This is a genomic window from Caulobacter sp. GW821-FHT10F06, from assembly GCF_058809215.1.
This window is the reverse complement of the sequence record NZ_JBXASK010000012.1, coordinates 133,469-151,290: the sequence shown is the minus strand read 5'-3', so window position 1 is coordinate 151,290 and position 17,822 is coordinate 133,469. Positions and strand designations below refer to the sequence as shown.

At 69.1% G+C, this 17,822-nt stretch carries 15 protein-coding genes and 1 pseudogene; 13 read left to right on the top strand and 3 right to left on the bottom strand.

Features of this window, described 5'->3' with window-relative positions:
* A pseudogene (locus tag AC1RUS_RS22600) lies at positions 1-289 on the top strand (hypothetical protein); the annotation flags it as partial.
* 329 nt (positions 290-618) lie between these two features.
* Complete coding sequence (locus tag AC1RUS_RS22595) at positions 619-1,050, top strand: RrF2 family transcriptional regulator (RefSeq protein WP_492918866.1); 432 nt, start codon at positions 619-621, stop codon at positions 1,048-1,050.
* 45 nt (positions 1,051-1,095) lie between these two features.
* On the opposite strand, the gene AC1RUS_RS22590 is transcribed toward AC1RUS_RS22595, so the two are convergent.
* Together AC1RUS_RS22590 and AC1RUS_RS22585 are read right to left on the bottom strand one after the other, a co-directional pair.
* Complete coding sequence (locus AC1RUS_RS22590; protein ID WP_492918865.1) at positions 1,096-1,527, bottom strand: CBS domain-containing protein; 432 nt, start codon at positions 1,525-1,527, stop codon at positions 1,096-1,098.
* A gap of 66 nt (positions 1,528-1,593) precedes the next feature.
* Positions 1,594-2,235 (bottom strand): rhomboid family intramembrane serine protease, encoded by a 642-nt coding sequence (locus AC1RUS_RS22585; RefSeq protein WP_492918870.1) that lies wholly within the window; start codon positions 2,233-2,235, stop codon positions 1,594-1,596.
* 149 nt (positions 2,236-2,384) lie between these two features.
* Here AC1RUS_RS22585 and hfaA point away from each other — a divergent pair, with 149 nt between their 5' ends.
* From hfaA to hfaD, 3 genes are read left to right on the top strand one after another with little or no spacing between them, the layout of a single operon-like run.
* Positions 2,385-2,846, top strand: a complete 462-nt coding sequence (hfaA, locus tag AC1RUS_RS22580; RefSeq protein ID WP_492918864.1) for a holdfast anchoring protein HfaA — start codon at positions 2,385-2,387, stop codon at positions 2,844-2,846.
* Complete coding sequence (gene hfaB, locus AC1RUS_RS22575; RefSeq protein ID WP_492918863.1) at positions 2,836-3,852, top strand: holdfast anchoring protein HfaB; 1,017 nt, start codon at positions 2,836-2,838, stop codon at positions 3,850-3,852. Before hfaA ends, hfaB begins: the two co-directional genes overlap by 11 nt.
* Entirely contained in the window at positions 3,830-5,011 is a 1,182-nt protein-coding gene (gene hfaD / locus AC1RUS_RS22570) for a holdfast anchor protein HfaD (RefSeq protein WP_492918862.1), read from the top strand. Before hfaB ends, hfaD begins: the two co-directional genes overlap by 23 nt.
* 14 nt (positions 5,012-5,025) lie before the next feature.
* Here the strand turns inward: hfaD and AC1RUS_RS22565 are convergent, their stop codons facing one another.
* The gene (locus AC1RUS_RS22565) at positions 5,026-6,936 is read right to left on the bottom strand and encodes an ATP-binding protein (protein ID WP_492918861.1); all 1,911 of its coding nucleotides are present in this window, start codon (positions 6,934-6,936) and stop codon (positions 5,026-5,028) included.
* Positions 6,937-7,169: 233 nt separating this feature from the next.
* Here AC1RUS_RS22565 and AC1RUS_RS22560 point away from each other — a divergent pair, with 233 nt between their 5' ends.
* The 8 genes from AC1RUS_RS22560 to AC1RUS_RS22525 all read left to right on the top strand — a co-directional run bounded on the left by AC1RUS_RS22560 (position 7,170) and on the right by AC1RUS_RS22525 (position 17,799).
* Positions 7,170-8,999, top strand: a complete 1,830-nt coding sequence (locus AC1RUS_RS22560) for an ABC-F family ATP-binding cassette domain-containing protein (protein ID WP_492918860.1) — start codon at positions 7,170-7,172, stop codon at positions 8,997-8,999.
* A gap of 106 nt (positions 9,000-9,105) precedes the next feature.
* Positions 9,106-11,190: an ATP-binding protein gene (locus tag AC1RUS_RS22555; protein WP_492918859.1), complete on the top strand. Its 2,085-nt coding sequence runs from the start codon at positions 9,106-9,108 to the stop codon at positions 11,188-11,190.
* Positions 11,191-11,429: 239 nt separating this feature from the next.
* Entirely contained in the window at positions 11,430-13,496 is a 2,067-nt protein-coding gene (locus tag AC1RUS_RS22550) for a hybrid sensor histidine kinase/response regulator (protein ID WP_492918858.1), read from the top strand.
* 62 nt (positions 13,497-13,558) lie between these two features.
* Positions 13,559-14,551 (top strand): ABC transporter substrate-binding protein, encoded by a 993-nt coding sequence (locus tag AC1RUS_RS22545; protein WP_492918857.1) that lies wholly within the window; start codon positions 13,559-13,561, stop codon positions 14,549-14,551.
* Positions 14,548-15,300: an ABC transporter ATP-binding protein gene (locus AC1RUS_RS22540; protein WP_492918856.1), complete on the top strand. Its 753-nt coding sequence runs from the start codon at positions 14,548-14,550 to the stop codon at positions 15,298-15,300. Before AC1RUS_RS22545 ends, AC1RUS_RS22540 begins: the two co-directional genes overlap by 4 nt.
* Before the next feature lie 5 nt (positions 15,301-15,305).
* Positions 15,306-16,064 (top strand): ABC transporter permease, encoded by a 759-nt coding sequence (locus AC1RUS_RS22535; RefSeq protein ID WP_492918869.1) that lies wholly within the window; start codon positions 15,306-15,308, stop codon positions 16,062-16,064.
* A 62-nt stretch (positions 16,065-16,126) separates the two neighbouring features.
* Positions 16,127-16,711, top strand: a complete 585-nt coding sequence (locus AC1RUS_RS22530) for a hypothetical protein (protein WP_492918855.1) — start codon at positions 16,127-16,129, stop codon at positions 16,709-16,711.
* Complete coding sequence (locus tag AC1RUS_RS22525) at positions 16,711-17,799, top strand: DUF2336 domain-containing protein (protein WP_492918854.1); 1,089 nt, start codon at positions 16,711-16,713, stop codon at positions 17,797-17,799. The genes AC1RUS_RS22530 and AC1RUS_RS22525 overlap by 1 nt, the downstream gene beginning before the upstream one ends.
* Positions 17,800-17,822 lie beyond the last annotated feature (23 nt).

Here is a 17,822-nt window from a genome sequence, read left to right as displayed (position 1 = left end):
CGATGTCGGCGGAGGCGGCTATCTATCCAACCTCGAATTCCGTGTCAAATCGTTTTTTTCAAAACTTTCCGACTTTCTCAATCCGTCCAACCCGAAGGCATTTCCGGAAGAGTTGGCAGCTTCTAAAGAAACCACCAAACCCAGTCAAGTGATTATTTTGAAGAAATCTTCAGAAGAACCAGCGACTAGACTTTCGAAATACTTGGAAGCTCTTGCGAACCTCTTCGGCATTTCTCAAGGAGGGCGGCTTCTAACGAAACCGAAACTCCCTGTCAACCGACCGTTCTGAACTTTGTTTCCAGCCCGGCGAGCGCCGTATCCAGAGACAAAAGCGAACCCGATAGCGCGCCCGAAAGGTGCGCTTGCCAAGTCCGTGACCGAGTCGATTGAGGCCGTGGAACCTAGCGATCCATCTTCCGAAAAGCAAGGCCCGAAAGCCGTGGTTTCGTCCGATGGGCGTTGGCCCCGAGGCGAGGGGCGGCTTCTAGAGACCCCTCCCCGGACTCGCAAGCGCTGAATCGGCGAAATATCCCCAGACCCGCCATTCCCCTGTGCACGGATGCTTGCGCCTCGCCTTTTCCTCCCTCAGAAGTCGGGATTAGAGGAGCACCCGCGTTCATGTTGTCCCAGAAGGCGCGTTACGCACTGCGCGCGATGATCGAACTGGCCCGCGAAGACGGGCAGGTCACTGCCGGCGAACTTTCGGTCCGGGCCGACGCCCCGCGCAAGTTCCTGGAGGCCATTCTCCTTACACTGGCGCGCGAGGGCCTGGTGGTCAGCCGCCGAGGCAAGTTCGGCGGCTATCTGCTGGGACGTCCGGCGACGGGGATCAGCTTCGCCGAGGTCATCCGCCTGGTCGACGGCCCCCTGGCCCTGGCGCCCTGCGTGAGCCGCACAGCGTTCCGGCGCTGCGAGGACTGCCGCGACCTGGCCACCTGCGCGCTGCGCGAGGCGCTGCTCAAGGCGCGCGACGCCACGGCCCAGGTGCTGGAAGGCTACAGCCTGGCCGACGCGGTCGAGGGCGAGGGCGCGGAGCTGCTCGGCGGCTAGCCCCTCCCCCTCTCTATATAGAGGCGCGATCGAACCCCGGACGGATCAGCCCGCGGCGATATAGGCCTTGAGGCCGTCGGCTTCCGCCGTGGCTTCGTGGATCTTGTACTTCACCAGGTCGCCGATCGAGATGATCCCGGCCAGACGGCCGCCCCGCACCACCGGCAGGTGGCGGATGCGGCGGTCGGTCATCCGCTCAAGCAGGGCGTCGATCGTCTCTTCGGGTTGGGCGAAGATCACCTCGGCGCTCATGCAACTGGCGATCGGCTTGGTCAGGGCGCTGGCCCCTTCCTTGGCGATCACCCGCACGACGTCGCGTTCGGACAGGATGCCGACCACGGCCTCGTCGCCGTCGACCACCACCATCGCGCCCACGCGGCGGGTGTGCAGCAAGGCCGCGGCCGCGCCCACCGTCTCTTGCGGCGACGCCGTGAAGACGAGATCGCCCTTGTCCTTCAGGATCTGAGAAACCAGCACTGCGCATCTCCCTTGTTGTTTTTAGAGAACGAGGGTCTCGCACAACGGCTCGGGGATCAATGGGTCTTAGGGCTTCGACGCCAGACGGGCGATCGGCGCGATCAGCAGGGCCCCGGCCGCGAAGCCGAACAGATGCGCCTCCCAGGCGATCAGGCCGATCCCGAACCCGGGCAGCCCGCCCACCACCGCCAGCACCAGATTGACGATCAGCCAGCCCAGGGCCAACGACACTACGCGCGGCGCCAGCAGTCCGCTGAGCCGTCCAGGGCTGTCCATCAGCCGCGAGGCGGCGCCCATCAGTCCCGCGACCGCGCCCGAGGCGCCGATCAACGGATCGATCGAGGCGGGATGCACGGCCACGTAACCCAATCCGGCCAGGACGCCGCTCACTATATAGAAGAGCACGAACAGCGCCCCGCCCCGTGCGCCCAGACCCAGGAACCGCGCGACCGGCGCGCCGAAGGCCAGGCCGAAGACCGCGTTCATCAGCGCGTGAGCCCAACCGCCATGTATGAAGAGCGACGTGACCAGGCCCGTCGGGTCGCCGGCCACCACCTGGGCCGGCACGAGGGCGAGCCGATAGAGCGCCTCGTCGCCGAGACCGCCCGACATCAGATGTGGAACCAAGATGCTGGCAGCGACCAGCAGCGCCGGCCAGGGCGCGTTGAAGATCGGTTCGGGGCGGTCGTCGGGACGGTCGGAGGTCATCTGGCTCACATATATACGCGACCGGCGGATTCAGAGTCGCACCCCTCCCCGCTTAACCATTTTGCGAGACCTTGGCGCTAGACCTGATGCTGTACGGATTTGGCACAAGGGTTGCTTGAGCCTTTGTGTCGACAGTCGCGGAGCCTCCCATGGCCTGGCATCGGAAGAACACCATCGGTTTCGGCGCGGGCATGACCGCCGCCGTGCTGGGCCTTGGCGCGCTCTGCGCCGGCGCCTCGGCCGACGCCCAGACCATGACCACCAACTCGGCGTCGTTCAACGCGGGCTATGGCCGGATCGCCGGCCAGGAGAACCGCGTCGTCGAATATTCGACCCGCGACGCCAACGGCAACCGCATCATCGTCGACGGCGTCATGCTGACCGGCGCGGACCAGAGCGTCTATTCGTCCAGCAATTCCTCGGGCTCGCTCGACTCCTATTCGGGCGTCGGCAGCCTGGGCGGCTACAGCGGCGCGACGGCGATCGGGAACAACCTGACCGTCATCACCCAGGGCAACAACAACACCGTCATCGTCAATTCCACGCAGACAAACACTGGCAACATTACCGCGGGATCGTCGACAAACGGCGGGGTCTCCAATGGTAAGTAAGCGTCTCTCCCTCATCGCGGCGGCCCTGGCCTGCAGCGCCCTGACGGCGTGCGGGACCTCCGTGCCCAAGGTGTCGATGGCCGGCAACTACGCCACGCCGATCGGCACGGCCCCGGTGACGGCCAACCCGACCGACTATTCGGCCGCGCTGGTCTGCCTGAACCAGTACGCCAAGCAGAACCGCATCGCCGCGCCGCGCGTCGCGATCGGCCGTATCGCCGACTACACCGGCAAGGAAGAGTCCGACGGCTCGGGCCGCAAGGTCACGCAAGGCGCCTCGCTGCTGGCCATGACCGCCTTCGCCAAGGCCGGCATGCCGATGGTCGAACGCTTCGACACCTCGGTGTCGGAGTTCGAACTGAAATACGCCAACAACAAGCTGATCTCGGACCGCCCCAACCCGGCCGCCGACGCGCCGGTGGACTATCGCCGCATCATCGCCGGTCAGGTCCCGGGCTCGGACTTCTACGTGGTCGGCGGAATCACCGAGCTGAACTACAACATCCGCTCGGCCGGGGTTGACGCCTATGTCGGCGACAAGGACACCGACGGCCTGAAGGGCAACTTCAAGCGCCGCGTGTTCGTGATGAACATCGCGCTGGACCTGCGCCTGGTGAACACCCGCACGCTGGAAGTGGTCGACGTGGTCGCCTACCAGAAGCAGGTGGTCGGTCGCGAAGTCAGCCTGGGCGTCTTCGACTTCCTCAATGGCAACATCTTCGACATCTCGGGCGGCAAGGGGGCTCTGGAGCCCATCCAACTGGCCGTGCGGGCGCTGATCGAGCGCTCTGTCGTCGAGTTCTCCGCCAATCTCTACGGCATGCCGGGCCCGCAAGGCTGCATGCGCTACGATCCGATGGGCGACCCCACCGTGGGACAGACGGGAGCCTTCACCCCGGCCTACAACAATCTGGGAACCAACAATGCGCAGACCCGCGAAGACCCGTCTCGCTGGAACGCTAATCGCGATCCCGATATGCGCGATGCTAAGCGGGGTCGCTACTAGCCAGACCACGTCCGGCCAGGTTCTCAACCAGGTCAATCTCGGCGAGGTCTTCTCCGAGCAGACCCTGAACGTCGAGTCCGTCTCCGAAGGCTTCAGCACCACCACCACGTCGGCGGCCAACAGCCTGCTGATCTCGCCGCGCGGCGCGGATCTGACCAAGAACTCCAACCAGGAGAACTATGGCCAGGTCACCGCGCACGGCGTGGTCAATGTCGGCTCGAACGGCGGAACCGCGAGCAACATCACCACCACCGCCGTCGGCAACGCCGGCACGGCCGCCGCCATCGAGGGCACGCTGACCACGCGCGCGACCCAGCTGAACACCGCGGGCGTCACCGCGCGCGGCCAGCTGGAAGCCGAGAACGGCCAGTTCGGCGACGTCTCGATCAGCACCCTGGCCTCCGGCAACAGCCAGGGCCTGACCCTGGTCAACGGCGCCATGGGCGCGCGGGTCAGCCAGGGCAACACCGGCGACACCCTGGCCGACGGCGGCGCCATCGCCATGTACGTCTCGGGCACAGCCGCCGTCGCCGGTACGGCCACGGGCAACAACATCACCCTGTCGGAGACCGAGCAGTCGGCCGCCCGCGCGATCACCGAACAGTCCAGCACGGGCATCACCCAGGCCAGCAAGTTCACCGCCTACGGCAACGCCCAGCTGTCCAGCACCGTGGCCACCGCCAGCGCCAACAATCTGTCGGCGACCAACGAGGGTCCGCTGCTGGACGTGACCGCCAGCCAGTACAATGCGGGCTATGTCCGCGCCCAGGCTGAAGGCACCGCCTACGAGTTCGGCGCGGCCCAGGTCGGCGCGCATGGGGTCGGCAATTCCGCCCTGGTCGGCAACTACGGCCAGGAAGTCGTGCTCGACAACACCCAGACCAACGAGGGCGGCGGCGTCGAGGTGATCGCGAACCTGGGCGGCGACTCCGGCTATGACGCCGTGGCCAGCGCCACCGCCATGGGCAACGCCGTCACCGGCTACGCCTGCAGCGACTGCAGCGGCAAGATGACCGTCAACAACAACCAGACCAACAGCGCCGACATCGGCGCGCGCACCACGGTCTCGGTCGCCAATTCCGGCCGCTCGGTCGTCGGGATCGCCACGGCGACCGGCAACAACGCCAGCTTCTATGTGAGCTCGCCCAGCGGCAACTGATCGGGCGCTTCGGGTCAGTCTCGCGCGGCGGCCCGCCGCCCGCGGGCGACCTGGCCGTCGCTCCATTCGGCGATCCGGGTCAGCAGCTCGCGCGGATTGATCGGCTTGCCGACGTGATCGTCCATGCCCTGCGCCCGATAGAAGGCCACCTGATCGGCCAGGACATTGGCCGTCAGGGCGATGATTGGGGTGCGGGCCGCCTCGCCGTCGAGGGCGCGGATGGCGCGCGTGGCGGCCAGGCCGTCCATCACCGGCATCCGCACGTCCATCAGGACCAGGTCGTAATCGCCCGACCGGACCGCCTCGACCGCCTCGACGCCGTCGCGGACCACGTCCACTACATGACCGGCGGCGCTGGCGATGGCGCTGATCAGCTCGCGATTGGCTTCGTTGTCGTCGGCCACCAGCAGGCGCAGGACTTGGTTGGCGTCGGGCGCGGCGATCTCCCTGGGCGCCTCCGCCGCGCTCGCCACCGGCAGGTCGATCACGCACCAGAAGCGCGCGCCTTGGCCCGCCGTGCTGTCGACGCCGATCCGGCCGCCCATCATCTCGACCAGCTGCCGGGTGATGGTCAGACCCAGTCCGGTGCCGCCGAAGCGTCGCGAGACCTCGGGTCCGGCCTGGGCGAAGCGGTCGAACACCGTGCCCAGCATGGCCTCGGGCACGCCGACGCCCGTGTCGGTGACGGCCAGCTCCAGCCGCGCCACGCCGGGATCGGCCGCCTCCCGGCGGACCACGGAAAGCGCCACGCGGCCCAGGCTGGTGAACTTCACCGCATTGCCCAGCAGGTTGAGCAGCACCTGGCGCAGCCGTTCGGGATCGCCCTCGACCCAATCGGGACAGGCGGTGTCGACGGCCAGTTCCAGCTCCAGCCCCTTGGCCGACGCCTGGACCTCGACGATGTCGACCGCCTGGGACAGCAGGGCCCGCAGCTCGAACGGCCTGGGCGCCAGGGACAGGCCGCCGGCTTCCAGCTTGGAAAGGTCCAGCACATCATTGAGCGTGGCCATCAGCGCCGCGCCGGCGTCCCGCACCCGGTCCAGGCGCGCGCGTTGTTCGGGATTCAAGGGACTGTCGGCCAGCAGGCCGGCGAAGCCGATGACGCTGGTCAGGGGCGTGCGCAGCTCGTGACTCATATTGGCCAGGAATTCCTGACGCGCCCGCGTGGCCGCCTCGGCCCGCTCGCGCGCCTCGCCCAGGGCCGCGCGGGCCTCGACCTCCTCGGTGATGTCCATGGCGTTGACCAGCACGCAACAGTCGCCGCTGACCGGGTCGCGGGTCATGCGGGCGTCGACGCTGTGCCAGCGTTCCCCGGCCCGGGTGACCAGCAGGAACGAGCCGGAGGCTTCCTGGCCGGCCAGGGCCGTGAGCCACAGTGCCTGGCTGGCCTGGCGATCGACGAAGGCCTGGCCGAAATCGGCGTTGGCGATCGGACACGCCTCCAGCGCGGCGGGATTAGCGAACAGGCGCCGGCCCTCGGCGTCGTACAGCGCCACCAGCACGCTGGTGTGACGCAGGGCCTCGGCGGCGCGCTGCTCGTCCGGCTGGATCTCGGCCGCGACGGCCTCGAACAGCATGGCCGGCCCGCCATCCGCCAGCAGGATCTGCGAGATCGCGGTGCGCACGGCCACCGGCGCGCCCTTCGGGTAGAAGGTCCAATGGTCGTGGACGGTCTCGCCCCGGGCGATGCGGGCGTTGATGGCGTCCATGCGGATGCGCACCGAAGGCGACTGGTCGGTGAAGTCGCGCGCCGTCAGTTCCTCGAGGCTGGCCGCCCCCCACAGCTCCAGCGCCGCCTTGTTGGCGTAGACCTTGCGCTTGCGGACGTCGTCGAAGATCCAGACCGGCTGGCGCAGGCGCTCGAACCCGTCCGCCGAGAACGGCAGGCGGCCAAGGGACGCGGAAGGATCGGCGGTCGACGACAAGGCGGCTACTCTACTCCTCAGAGCCAAGCTTTTATCAGTTGCGCGACGGCCAGCCCATCGAGCGGTGATTTTGTCGCGCCCCGCGCCGGCTTGCCCAAATGCGCTCCGTCAGACATCCCATCGGTTTGATAAGGCCGGATTTTGACGTTTCTTCCCCGCCATCCCTGATATACGCCGCATCCTCCGCGACATTCCGACGCCCCTCCCCGACCGTTTCCAAGTACGAGCACATTATGGCTTCCCCCACCCGCGCGCCGATCCTCGCCCTCAAGGACGTCCGACTGGCCGACGGCGCCAAGCCGCTGTTCGACGGCGTCGACCTGGCCCTGGAGCCGCGCGTCCGCGCCTGCCTGGTCGGCCGCAACGGCGCCGGCAAGTCGACCCTGCTGAAGATCCTGGCCGCCAAGGGCGTCGAGGCCGACAGCGGCGAGCGCTCAGTGCAGCCGGGCGCCAAGATCATCTTCGTCGACCAGGAGCCGGAGATCACCGGCGAGACCTTGCTCGACTACTGCACGGCCGGCGGCGCGGAAGACTACGAAGCCCACGCCACCCTGGCCGATTTCGGTCTCGACTACGCCAAGAGCACGCAAGGCCTGTCGGGCGGCGAACGTCGCCGCGCGGCCCTCGCCCGCGCCTTCGCCGAGCAGCCCGACGTGCTGCTGCTGGACGAGCCGACCAACCACCTGGACATCTTCGCCATCCAGACGCTGGAAGAAGAGCTGGCCAATTCCAAGTGCGCGGCCCTGATCGTCAGCCACGATCGCGCCTTCCTCAACCGCGTCACCCAGCGCACCTTCTGGCTGGAGCACCGCAAGGTGCGCCGGCTGGACAAGGGCTTCGCCGAGTTCGAGGTCTGGAGCGAGCAGGTGCTGGCCGCCGAGGCCGACGAGGAGCGTCGCCTCAACAAGCAGCTGGAAAAGGAAAACGCCTGGCTGGCGCGCGGCGTCCAGGGTCGACGGGCCCGCAACGAAGGCCGCCGTCGGGCCCTGATGGCCCTGCGCTCGCAGAAAAAGGACCTGCAGGCCGACAAGCGCGGCAGCATGACCCTGGCCGTGGAGTCCTCGGGGACCTCCGGCAAGAAGGTGGTCGAGGCCAAGCACGTCACCAAGAAGTTCGGCGAGCGCGTGATCGTCGAGGACTTCTCGACCCGCATCCTGCGCGGCGACCGCGTGGCCCTGGTCGGTCCCAACGGCGCGGGCAAGACCACCCTGGTGCGGATGCTGCTGGGCGAGCTGGAGCTCGACGCCGGCACGGTGACTCTCGGCACCAATCTCGAGATCTCCTACGTCGACCAGAACCGCATGGCGTTGTCGGAGAAGATGACGCTGTGGGACTTCCTGACCCCCGGCGGCGGCGACTCCATCCTGGTGCGCGGCCAACCCAAGCACGTGGCCGGCTACGCCAAGGAGTTCCTGTTCACCGAGGCGCAGCTGCGCCAGCCGGTCACCAGCCTGTCGGGCGGTGAGCGCAACCGTCTGCTGCTGGCCCGGGCCCTGGCCACGCCGACCAACCTGATGGTGCTCGACGAACCGACCAACGATCTGGACATGGACACCCTGGACCTGCTCGAGGAGCTGCTGGCCGACTTCGAAGGCACGCTGATCCTGGTCAGCCACGATCGCGACTTCATCGACCGCCTGGCCACCTCGACCATCGCCATGAACGGCCACGGCAAGGTGCTGGAGACCCCCGGCGGCTGGACCGACCTGATCGACCAGAGCCCGGACTTCTTCAAGGGCGCGCGCGGCGCGGCCGGCGACTTCGCCACCGGGACCGGCTCGAACAAGGCCGTCGTCACGCCCTCGGCTCCGCCGGCCAAGAAGACCGTCAAGCTGTCCTACAAGGACCAGCGCCGGCTCGATGAATGCGAAGCCCTGATCGCGGCCAGCCCGAAGATCATCGCCGACCTCGAGAAGAAGCTGGAGGACACCAACTTCTACGCCCGCGATCCGGCCGGCTTCGACAAGGTGATGAAGTCCATCGACAAGGCCCGCGCCGACCTGGCCCAGGCCGAGGAGGACTGGCTGGCGCTGGAAGAGAAGCGCGAAGCCCTGGCCACCTGATCGAGCGCGACCGAATGTCGCGGTCTCCAAGGGCCGTGGATCGTTCTTAACCGATTGTGGGTTCTTGCCTCCAACCTTAGCGTGAACCGTTGGGGGACAAGGCATCATGACAGCAGCGAGAGGCGCGACGACGTCCGCGACGCTCGACGAGCGGCGCCAGCCCCTGCTGCTGGCGGGATTGCTGGCCGCCTATCTGATCTGCTTCCTGTTCAGCGACCTGTTGACCCGGGGCGCCAACGGCATGCCGGCGCTGTGGCCGGTCAACGCCATCGTCACGGCGGGCCTGCTGCACCTGACGCCCGGCCGGCGTCTGGCGCTCTGGATCGGCAGCACGATGACCTGCCTGACCATCCACAGGCTGGCGGGCGATCCCTGGTCGCTGGTGCTGATCTATACGGGCTGCGACATCGTCGAGATCCTGATCGCCTCGATGATCGCCCGGCGGGTGACGCGCGGCCGGGGCCGGGTGCGCAGCGTGCGCCAGGCCTTGCTGCTGGTGGCGACGATCCTGCCCGTGACCATCGTGGCGGCGGTCGTCGGATCGTCCCTCACCGCCCTGATCGTCGGGGTCGACTTCTGGCCGTTCTTCTGGGGCTGGCTGTCCTGCACCGCCCTGGGCATGGCCATCGCCCTGCCCGCCACCCTGGTGATCCTGGATCCCGACAGGCCGACGACGCGCCGCCGCTCTTTGGTCGTGCAGTTTGGCCTCTACGCCCTCGTCGCCGGCCTGACCGCCGTCGCCTATAGCGCCTCCAGTCCGATGCCGTTCCTGGTGTTCCCGGCGGCCATGCTGGCGGCGTTCCAGCTGGGCCCCAAGGGCGCGGCGTGGAGCGCCGTGATCGTCGCCGCCGTCGCCGCGCCGCTGACCGTGGCGGGTCTTGGCCCCCGCGTGATCAACCCGGACTGGAGCGAGCCCGATCGCATCCGCCTGGTGCAGATCTTCGTCACGGCCCTGTTCTTCACCAGCCTGGCGGCCTCGCTGTTCCTCTACAAGGAGGATCGTCTCAAGCAGCTGATGGCCCGCCGCACCGCCGCCGCCCGCGCCGCCCGCGCTCGCGCCCAGTCGGCCAGTCAGGCCAAGACCGAGTTTCTGGCCACGATGAGCCACGAGATCCGTACGCCTCTGAACAGCATCCTGGGCTTCTCCGCCCTGCTGGGCGCGACCGAGCCGCTGTCGCCCGAGGGCCGGCGTAAGCTGGACCTGATCGGCCAGGCCGGCGGACTGCTGGCCAACATCGTCGACGACGTGCTGGATTTCTCGCGCATCGAGGCCGGCCAGATCCAGCTGGATACGGCGCCCGCCTCGCCCGCCGCCCTGCTGCGCGACGCCGCCGCCATCATCGCGCCCGAGGCCGAGGCCAAGGGCCTGATGCTGACCGTCGACACCGGCCACGCCGACGACGCCCTCTATGACCTGGACGCCAGCCGCCTGCGCCAGGTTTTGCTGAACCTGCTGGCCAACGCCGTGAAATTCACGCCCTCGGGCGAGGTCTCGGCGCGCCTGGTCATGGAGACCACGGCGGCCGGCGCGATCCTGGCCATCGAGATCACCGACACCGGCATCGGCATCCCGGCCGAACAGCTGGACCGGCTGTTCCAGCGCTTCTCCCAGGCCGACGGCTCGATCCGCCGCAGCTATGGCGGCGCGGGTCTGGGCCTGGCGATCTGCAAGGCGCTGGTGTCGCGGATGGGCGGCGAGATCGGCGTGCGCAGCGTGGCCGGTCTGGGATCGACCTTCTGGCTGCGCGTGCCCGCCACGCGAACCGAGGCGGCGGAGATCGAGCCCGCCGACGAGCCGCCAGGCCAGGCCGCCCGCATCCTGCTGGTCGACGACCATCCGATGAACCGCGAACTGGGCAAGGCGATGCTGACCCTGGCCGGCTGCGAGGTCGAGACGGCCGAGGACGGCGACGAGGCGGTGCGCATGGCGGCCGAGAGCGACTTCGATCTGATCCTGATGGACATCCACATGCCGCGCATGGACGGCCTGGCCGCCTGCGAAGCCATCCGCGCCCTGCCCGCCCCCAGCGCCCGGGCGCCGATCATCGCGCTCAGCGCCGATGTCCTGCCCCAGCAGATCGAGCGCTGCCGCCGAGCGGGAATGGTCGACCACGTGGCCAAGCCGATCGACCAGGCGACGCTCTACAGCGTGATCAATCGCTGGCTCGCGCCCGACCCCATCGCCGCCTGACGTCAGGTTCCGTCACGCCTCAAGGAGGTCTAACCTCAGCAACCACGCGCGCCGGCGCTTGAAACACATCCGGCCTTATGCATTCTCGTGCGTCCGCCAAGTACAAGGCCGGCGTTTTCGAAGACGGCCTTGACCTGAATACGCCCTTGGCGGACGCCTGCGTCAAAGCGACACAGCAGCCACTAACCCGGCAACCAGAAACGGCCGTGGGCGTATTGATGCGGGGGGACCAAACGAGCATGCAGCATCGGCTGGCACAACAGGAGCAACGACGGCAGAACACCCTGCTGTTGAGCTTGGCCGCCGCCGTGGTCGCCAGCCTCGCCTTCAGCGATTTCCTGACCCGCACGCCGCTGGGAATCGCCACCTTCTGGCCCGCCAACGCGCTGCTGACCGTGGGCCTGATGGTCCTGAACCCGCCGCGCCGCATCGCGCTGACGGTCGTGACGATCGTCTTCCATCTGACGATCGACCTGCTGGTCGGCGACGGCCCCGGCCGCGCCCTGCTCTACACCAGCATCGACGTGCTGGAGGCCTTCGCCGTCTGGATCGTGGCCAAGCGCTTCCTGGGCGAGACCCCGCGCGTGCGCACGATGCGCCAACTGGCCCTGCTGGCCGCCCTGACCGCGCCCATCACCCTGGTCTCGGCCCTGGTCTGCGCCGTCTTCATGGTCGTCGGCTACCAGGCTCCGTTCCTGACGACGATGTGGGAGTGGTTCATGTGCGGCATCCTCGGCATGGCCGTGGTGCTGCCCGCCGTGCTGGTGCTGATCGACGCCGAGCACCGGCGCTCGTTCCATCGCTCCCTGACCGAACGGCTGGCCCTTCTGGCGGCCGTGGCGCTGCTGACCCTGGCCTGCTTCCACCCCGACGGCGTGGCCACGCCGTTCATGATCTTCCCGCTGGCCATGCTGGCGGCCTTCCGTCTGGGCGCGCGCGGCGCGGCCCAGGCTTCGCTGATCGTCGCCTGCGTAGCCGTGCCGTTCATGGTGCCCGGCGCCGACAGCACCTTCCTGCTGGACTGGGGGCCGGCCAACCAGGTGCGGCTGATCCAGATCTTCGTGGCGGTGCTGTTCGGCACCAGCCTGGCCGCCGGCCTGGCCCTGGCCCAGCAGGAGCGTCTCAAACGCCTGCTGGTGCGCCGCGAGCAACTGACCCGCGCCGCACGCGCCCGCGCGATGGCGGCGACCGAGGCCAAGACCGAGTTCCTGGCCACGATGAGCCACGAGATCCGCACGCCGCTGAACAGCGTGCTCGGCTTCGCCCAGCTGCTGGCGGCCCGCAACGACCTGCCGCCCGACGCCCGCCGCCAGGTGAACCTGATCGACTCCGCCGGCGGGGCCCTGCTGACGGTGGTCAACGACATCCTCGACTTCTCGCGGGTCGAGGCCGGCCAGGTCGAGCTGCTGCCGCAGGCGACCTCGGCGGCGGCGCTGCTGCGCGACACCGCCGCCATCATGGCCCCCGAGGCGCGCGCCAAGGGCCTGGCGCTCGACGTCGAGGTCATCGACCCGATCGACGCCCTGCACGATCTGGACGCCGATCGCCTGCGCCAGGTGCTGCTCAACATCCTCAACAACGCCGTGAAGTTCACCGACCACGGCCGCATCGACGCCCGCCTGATCGTGGAACCCGGCGACCTCGAGGATCGGATTCGGTTCGAGATCGCCGACACGGGGGTCGGCATCCCGGTCGAGAAGCAGCCCCTGCTGTTCCAGCGCTTCTCGCAGGTCGACAGCTCGGCCAGCCGCACCTATGGCGGCGCGGGCCTGGGCCTGGCGATCAGCCGGGCGCTGGTGGAGCTGATGGGCGGCCGGATCGGCGTCGACAGCGTGCCCGGGCGCGGCTCGTGTTTCTGGATCGAGATCACCGCCCCGGTCGCCGAGCCGGTGGTCGCCCCCGAGCGTCGCGAGCCGGCCTCGCCCAGCGCCGCCCGCATCCTGCTGGTCGACGACCATCCCATGAACCGCGAGATCGGCGTGGCCCTGCTGACCCTGGCCGGTTGCAAGGTCGACATCGCCGAAAACGGCCAGCAGGCCGTCGATGCGGCCGAGGTCGGCGAGTACGACATGATCCTGATGGACATCCACATGCCGCTGATGGACGGCTTGGCCGCCACCCGGGCCATCCGCGCCCTGCGCACGCCGGCCAGCAAGATCCCGATCATCGCCATGAGCGCAGACGCCCTGCCCCAGCAGGTCGAGCGCTGCTACGCCGCCGGCATGGTCGACCACATCGCCAAGCCGATCCAGCGCGAGGTGCTGTACGCCAAGGTCGAACGCTGGCTGACGGCGCCGCACGCCTGATCTCTCTTGGAAGACGCGGCCTTGGCGCATAACCTCCGGCGACTTGTCCGGGAGGGGTTTCCATGAGTTTCCGTCGCTTGGCCGCGCTGGCCCTTTGCGTGCTCGTCGCCGCCTGTTCGCCGGCCAAGAAGGAGGCCGCTGCGCCTGCCGGCCGCACCGCCATGAAGCTGGCCACTGACTGGCGGGCTGAAGCGGAACTAGGCGGCTACTACCAGGCCCTGGCCACCGGCGAATACGCCAAGCGCGGCCTGGACGTGACCCTGATCCAGGGCGGCCCGGCCGTGAACGTGCCCCAGCTGCTGGCCACCGGGGCGGTCGATGTCGGCGTCGGCTCCAACAGCTTCATCGTCATGAACCTGGCCAAGGAGAAGGCTCCCGTGAAGGCGGTCGCCGCCTTCATGCAGAAGGACCCGCAGGTCCTGATCGCCCACCCCGGCCAGGGCATCAACGGCATCGCCGACATGAAGGGCCGGCCGATCCTGCTGTCGGACGCCTCGATCACCGCCTTCTGGGTGTGGCTGAAGGCCAAGTACGGCTTCACCGACGATCAGGTGCGCAAGTACAACTACAGCGCCGCGCCGTTCCTGGCCGACAAGCGCGTGGTCCAGCAGGGCTACGCCACCAGCGAGCCGTACCTGATCGAGAAGGAAGGCCACATCAAGCCGGCGGTCTTCCTGCTGGCCGACAGCGGCTATCCCGCCTACGCCTCGATGGCCCTGGTCCCCGACAGCGTCATCGCCAAGAACCCGGCCGCCGTACAGGCCTTCGTCGAGGCCACGGCCGCGGGCTGGAAGTCCTATCTCTATGGCGACGCCAAGCCGGGCGACGCGGCGATCCTGAAGGACAATCCGGAGATGACCCAGGACGTCCTGGACCAGGCGCGCGAGAAGATGCGGTCCTACGGCATCGTCGGCGCCAACGGGCCGGGCATCGGCGCGATGACCGACGCCCGCTGGGCGGAGTTCTTCAAGGTCGCGTCGGACCAGGGCGTCTATCCCAAGGACATGGACTACAAGAGCGCCTACACGCTCCAGTTTCTGCCCAAGGGCCAATGACGCCGTCCATCGCCTCTCTGTCCGCCGTCGAGGTCGACTACCCCAGGCGCGGGCGCGCGCTGGGGCCGATCGATCTCGACCTGCGCGCCGGCGAGATCGTCGCCCTGGTCGGGCCGTCGGGCTGTGGCAAGTCCACCGCCCTGCGCCTGCTGGCCGGACTGGAGCAGCCGACCCGAGGCTCCGTCACCCGCGCCGCGGGCAAGGGCGAGACCGCCGTCGTCTTCCAGGCCCCCACCCTGGCGCCGTGGCTGACCGCCCAGGCCAATGTCGCCCTGCCGCTGGAACTGGCCGGCGAGCGCCGCGCCATCGCCCTGGCCACCGCCGCCGAAGCCCTGGCCAAGGTTGGTTTGAAGGACGCCCTGAACGCCCGTCCCGCCCAGCTGTCGGGCGGCATGGCCATGCGCGCTTCACTGGCTCGCGCCTTGGTCACCCGCCCACGCCTGCTGTTGCTGGACGAGCCCTTCGCGGCCCTGGACGAGATCACCCGCCGCGTGCTGGCCGACGACGTCCTGGCCCTGGCGGCCGACCTGGCCCCGGCCCTGGTCTTCGTGACCCACAATGTCGAGGAGGCCGTCTACATGGCCGGCCGCGTTGTGGTGATGACGCCGGGCCCCGGCCTGATCGCCGGCGAGGTCGCGGTCGACGGCCCCGTCGTGCGGCCGCCCGGCTTTCGCGTCACCGAAGCCTTCCGCCAGTCGGCCGAGGCGGTCTCGGCCCTGCTGGCCCAGGCCGGAGCCCGCGCCGCGTGAAGACCCTGTCGGCCTTCCTCTCGCCCCTGGTGCTGATCGGCGTGCTGCTGATTGGCTGGGAGATCGCCTGCGCGCGTCTCGCCATCCCGCCCTATCTCCTGCCCCCGCCCACCGCCATCGGCCGGGCCCTGATCGAGGGCCTGCCGCTGCTGCTGGCCTCGGCCTGGGGCACGCTGTCGACGGCTCTGCTGGCCCTGGTCATGGCCAGCGTCCTGGCCTGCGCCCTGGCCTTCGCGGTCAGCCTCAGCCCGCTGATGGAAGACGCCGTGCGTCCGATCGCGGTGACCTTGCAGGTCACGCCGCTGGTCGCCATCGCGCCACTGGTGACCATCTGGGCCGGCATCGACCATCCCGAGCGGGCGGTGATCGGCCTGGCCGCCGTGGTCGCCTTCTTCCCGATCTTCTCGGGCGCGCTGACGGGCCTCAAGGCCGTCGATCCAGACCTCTCACGCCTGTTCGACCTCTATGGCGCGACGTCGTTCCAGCGGCTGTGGCGGCTGCGCCTGCCCTCGGCCGTGCCCGCCCTGTTGGAAGGTCACAAGGTGGCCGCTGGCCTGGCGGTGATCGGGGCCGTGGTCGCCGAGTTCGTGGCCGGCTCCGGCGGAGCCCAGGGCCTGGCCTGGCGGATCCTGGAATCCTACAACCGCCTGCAGACCGCCCGCGTGTTCGCCGCCCTGCTGACCCTGGCCCTGCTGGGCGTGGCGCTGCACGCCCTGATGGAGCTGGCGGAACGTCGGCTCCTCGCCATTTGGCGCGGACGTTAGGCCGGGATTAAGCGACGCACGGTAAGGCTAGGCACTCGGCGCCTTCCCGCCCGGACCGACCCATGCGCTCTGTCGTTGTCATCGCCGCCCTCGTCTGCGTCGCCTCCGCCGCGCGCGCCGAGGACACGCGCGAGAGCCGCTACGGCCCGGCCACGCTGCGCGCCAGCGTCTCCTTGAGCAGCGCCAACTATGGCGGACCGGTCCTGGGATGGGCCGGCAAGCCGCAGGCCGCCGCGCCGCCGTCCGCGCCCAATCTCCGTCAGGTGGCCGCGCCCTGGCGCCAACCCGCCGCCCCGGCGCCGCGCCAGACCTTGCCCCAGGCGTTCGCCGCGCAGCCTCAGGTCGTCCCGCAGGCGCCGCCGCCGGCCGTCCAAACCTACGCCCAGGCCCCGATCCAGGCGCCCGCCGCCTATGCGCCGCCGGCCCAGACCCAGGGCGCGCGCACCTATTCGGTGGGCCGCCAGTACGGCATGACGCCCGACGCCATTCCGCCCGCGCCGCCGAACGGCATGGTGTTCATCGCCCCATCCGACGATCCCGCCCAGTTGAAGAAGAACGAGGCGCCGCGCCACGGCTCGGCCGAGTGGCTGGCCCAGGCGGCGAGCGACGAGCCGGAAGGCGACGACGCCAAGAACGGTAACAACTGATGCAGTCCCGCCTCCACGACCTGATCGCCTTGGCCGACGAGCCCTCCAGCACCAAGCGCCGCGAATTGCTGCGCGGGGTCACCGACCTGTTCTTCGCCGGCGAGACCCACGGTCAGGTCGAGATGGGCCTGTTCGACGACGTCATGAGCCAGCTGGCTGGCGACATGGAAGAGGCGGTCAAGGCCGAACTCGCCGAGCGTCTCAGCCAGGCCCCCGCCGCGCCGCGCGGCGTCAGCCGCAGCCTGGCGCTGGAAAGCATCGCCGTCGCCCGGCCGCTGCTGCAAGGGTTCAGCGCCCTGTCCGAGGACGACCTGCTGCACGTGGCCCGCACCCAGGGCCAGGACCATCTGCGCGCCATCTCGCAGCGGGCCACCGTGCCCAGCGCGGTGTCGGACGCCATCGTCCAGCGCGGCGACGACGACACCCTGGGCGTCCTGCTGCGCAACGAGGGCGCGGTCCTGTCGCGCCAGGCCCACGAGGCCGTCGTCGACCGCGCCGCCGCCAACCCGGCCCTGCACGAGGCCGTGGTCGACCGCCACAGCCTGCCGGTCGACCTGCTCAACGAGATGTACTTCATGGTCGAGGCCAAGCTTCGCGACCGGATCATGGAGAAGAACGCCGACATGGACCCGGCCACGCTGGAGGCGGCGCTGAACGCCGGCCGCAAGCGTGTCGCGGCCCAGGACGGCGCCCTGCCGGCCGACCACGCCGCCGCCGAGCACGAATTCCGCATCATCAAGACCAAGGGCGGCGTCTCGCCCCAGGCCCTGGCCGGCATGCTGCGCGCCCGCAAGACCACCCTGTTCCTGGTGGCCCTGTCGGACATGGCCGACATCGACTTCCACACCGCCCGCAAGATCCTGGAGCGCCAGGAACTGGACGCTCTGGCCGTGGTCTGCCGCGCCGCCGATTTCGACCGCGCCCTGTTCCTGACCTTCGCCCTGCTGATCCTGGATCCGTCCGATGACGTGATGGGCAAGGCCAAGGTCTATGGCGAGCTCTACGCCGCCCTGCCGCGCGAGTCGGCCCTGCGGACCATCCGCTTCTGGCGCCTGCGCCGCCAGACGGGCGACGTCGCCGCCGCCTGATCGCGGCAATCGCAAGGCCTTCG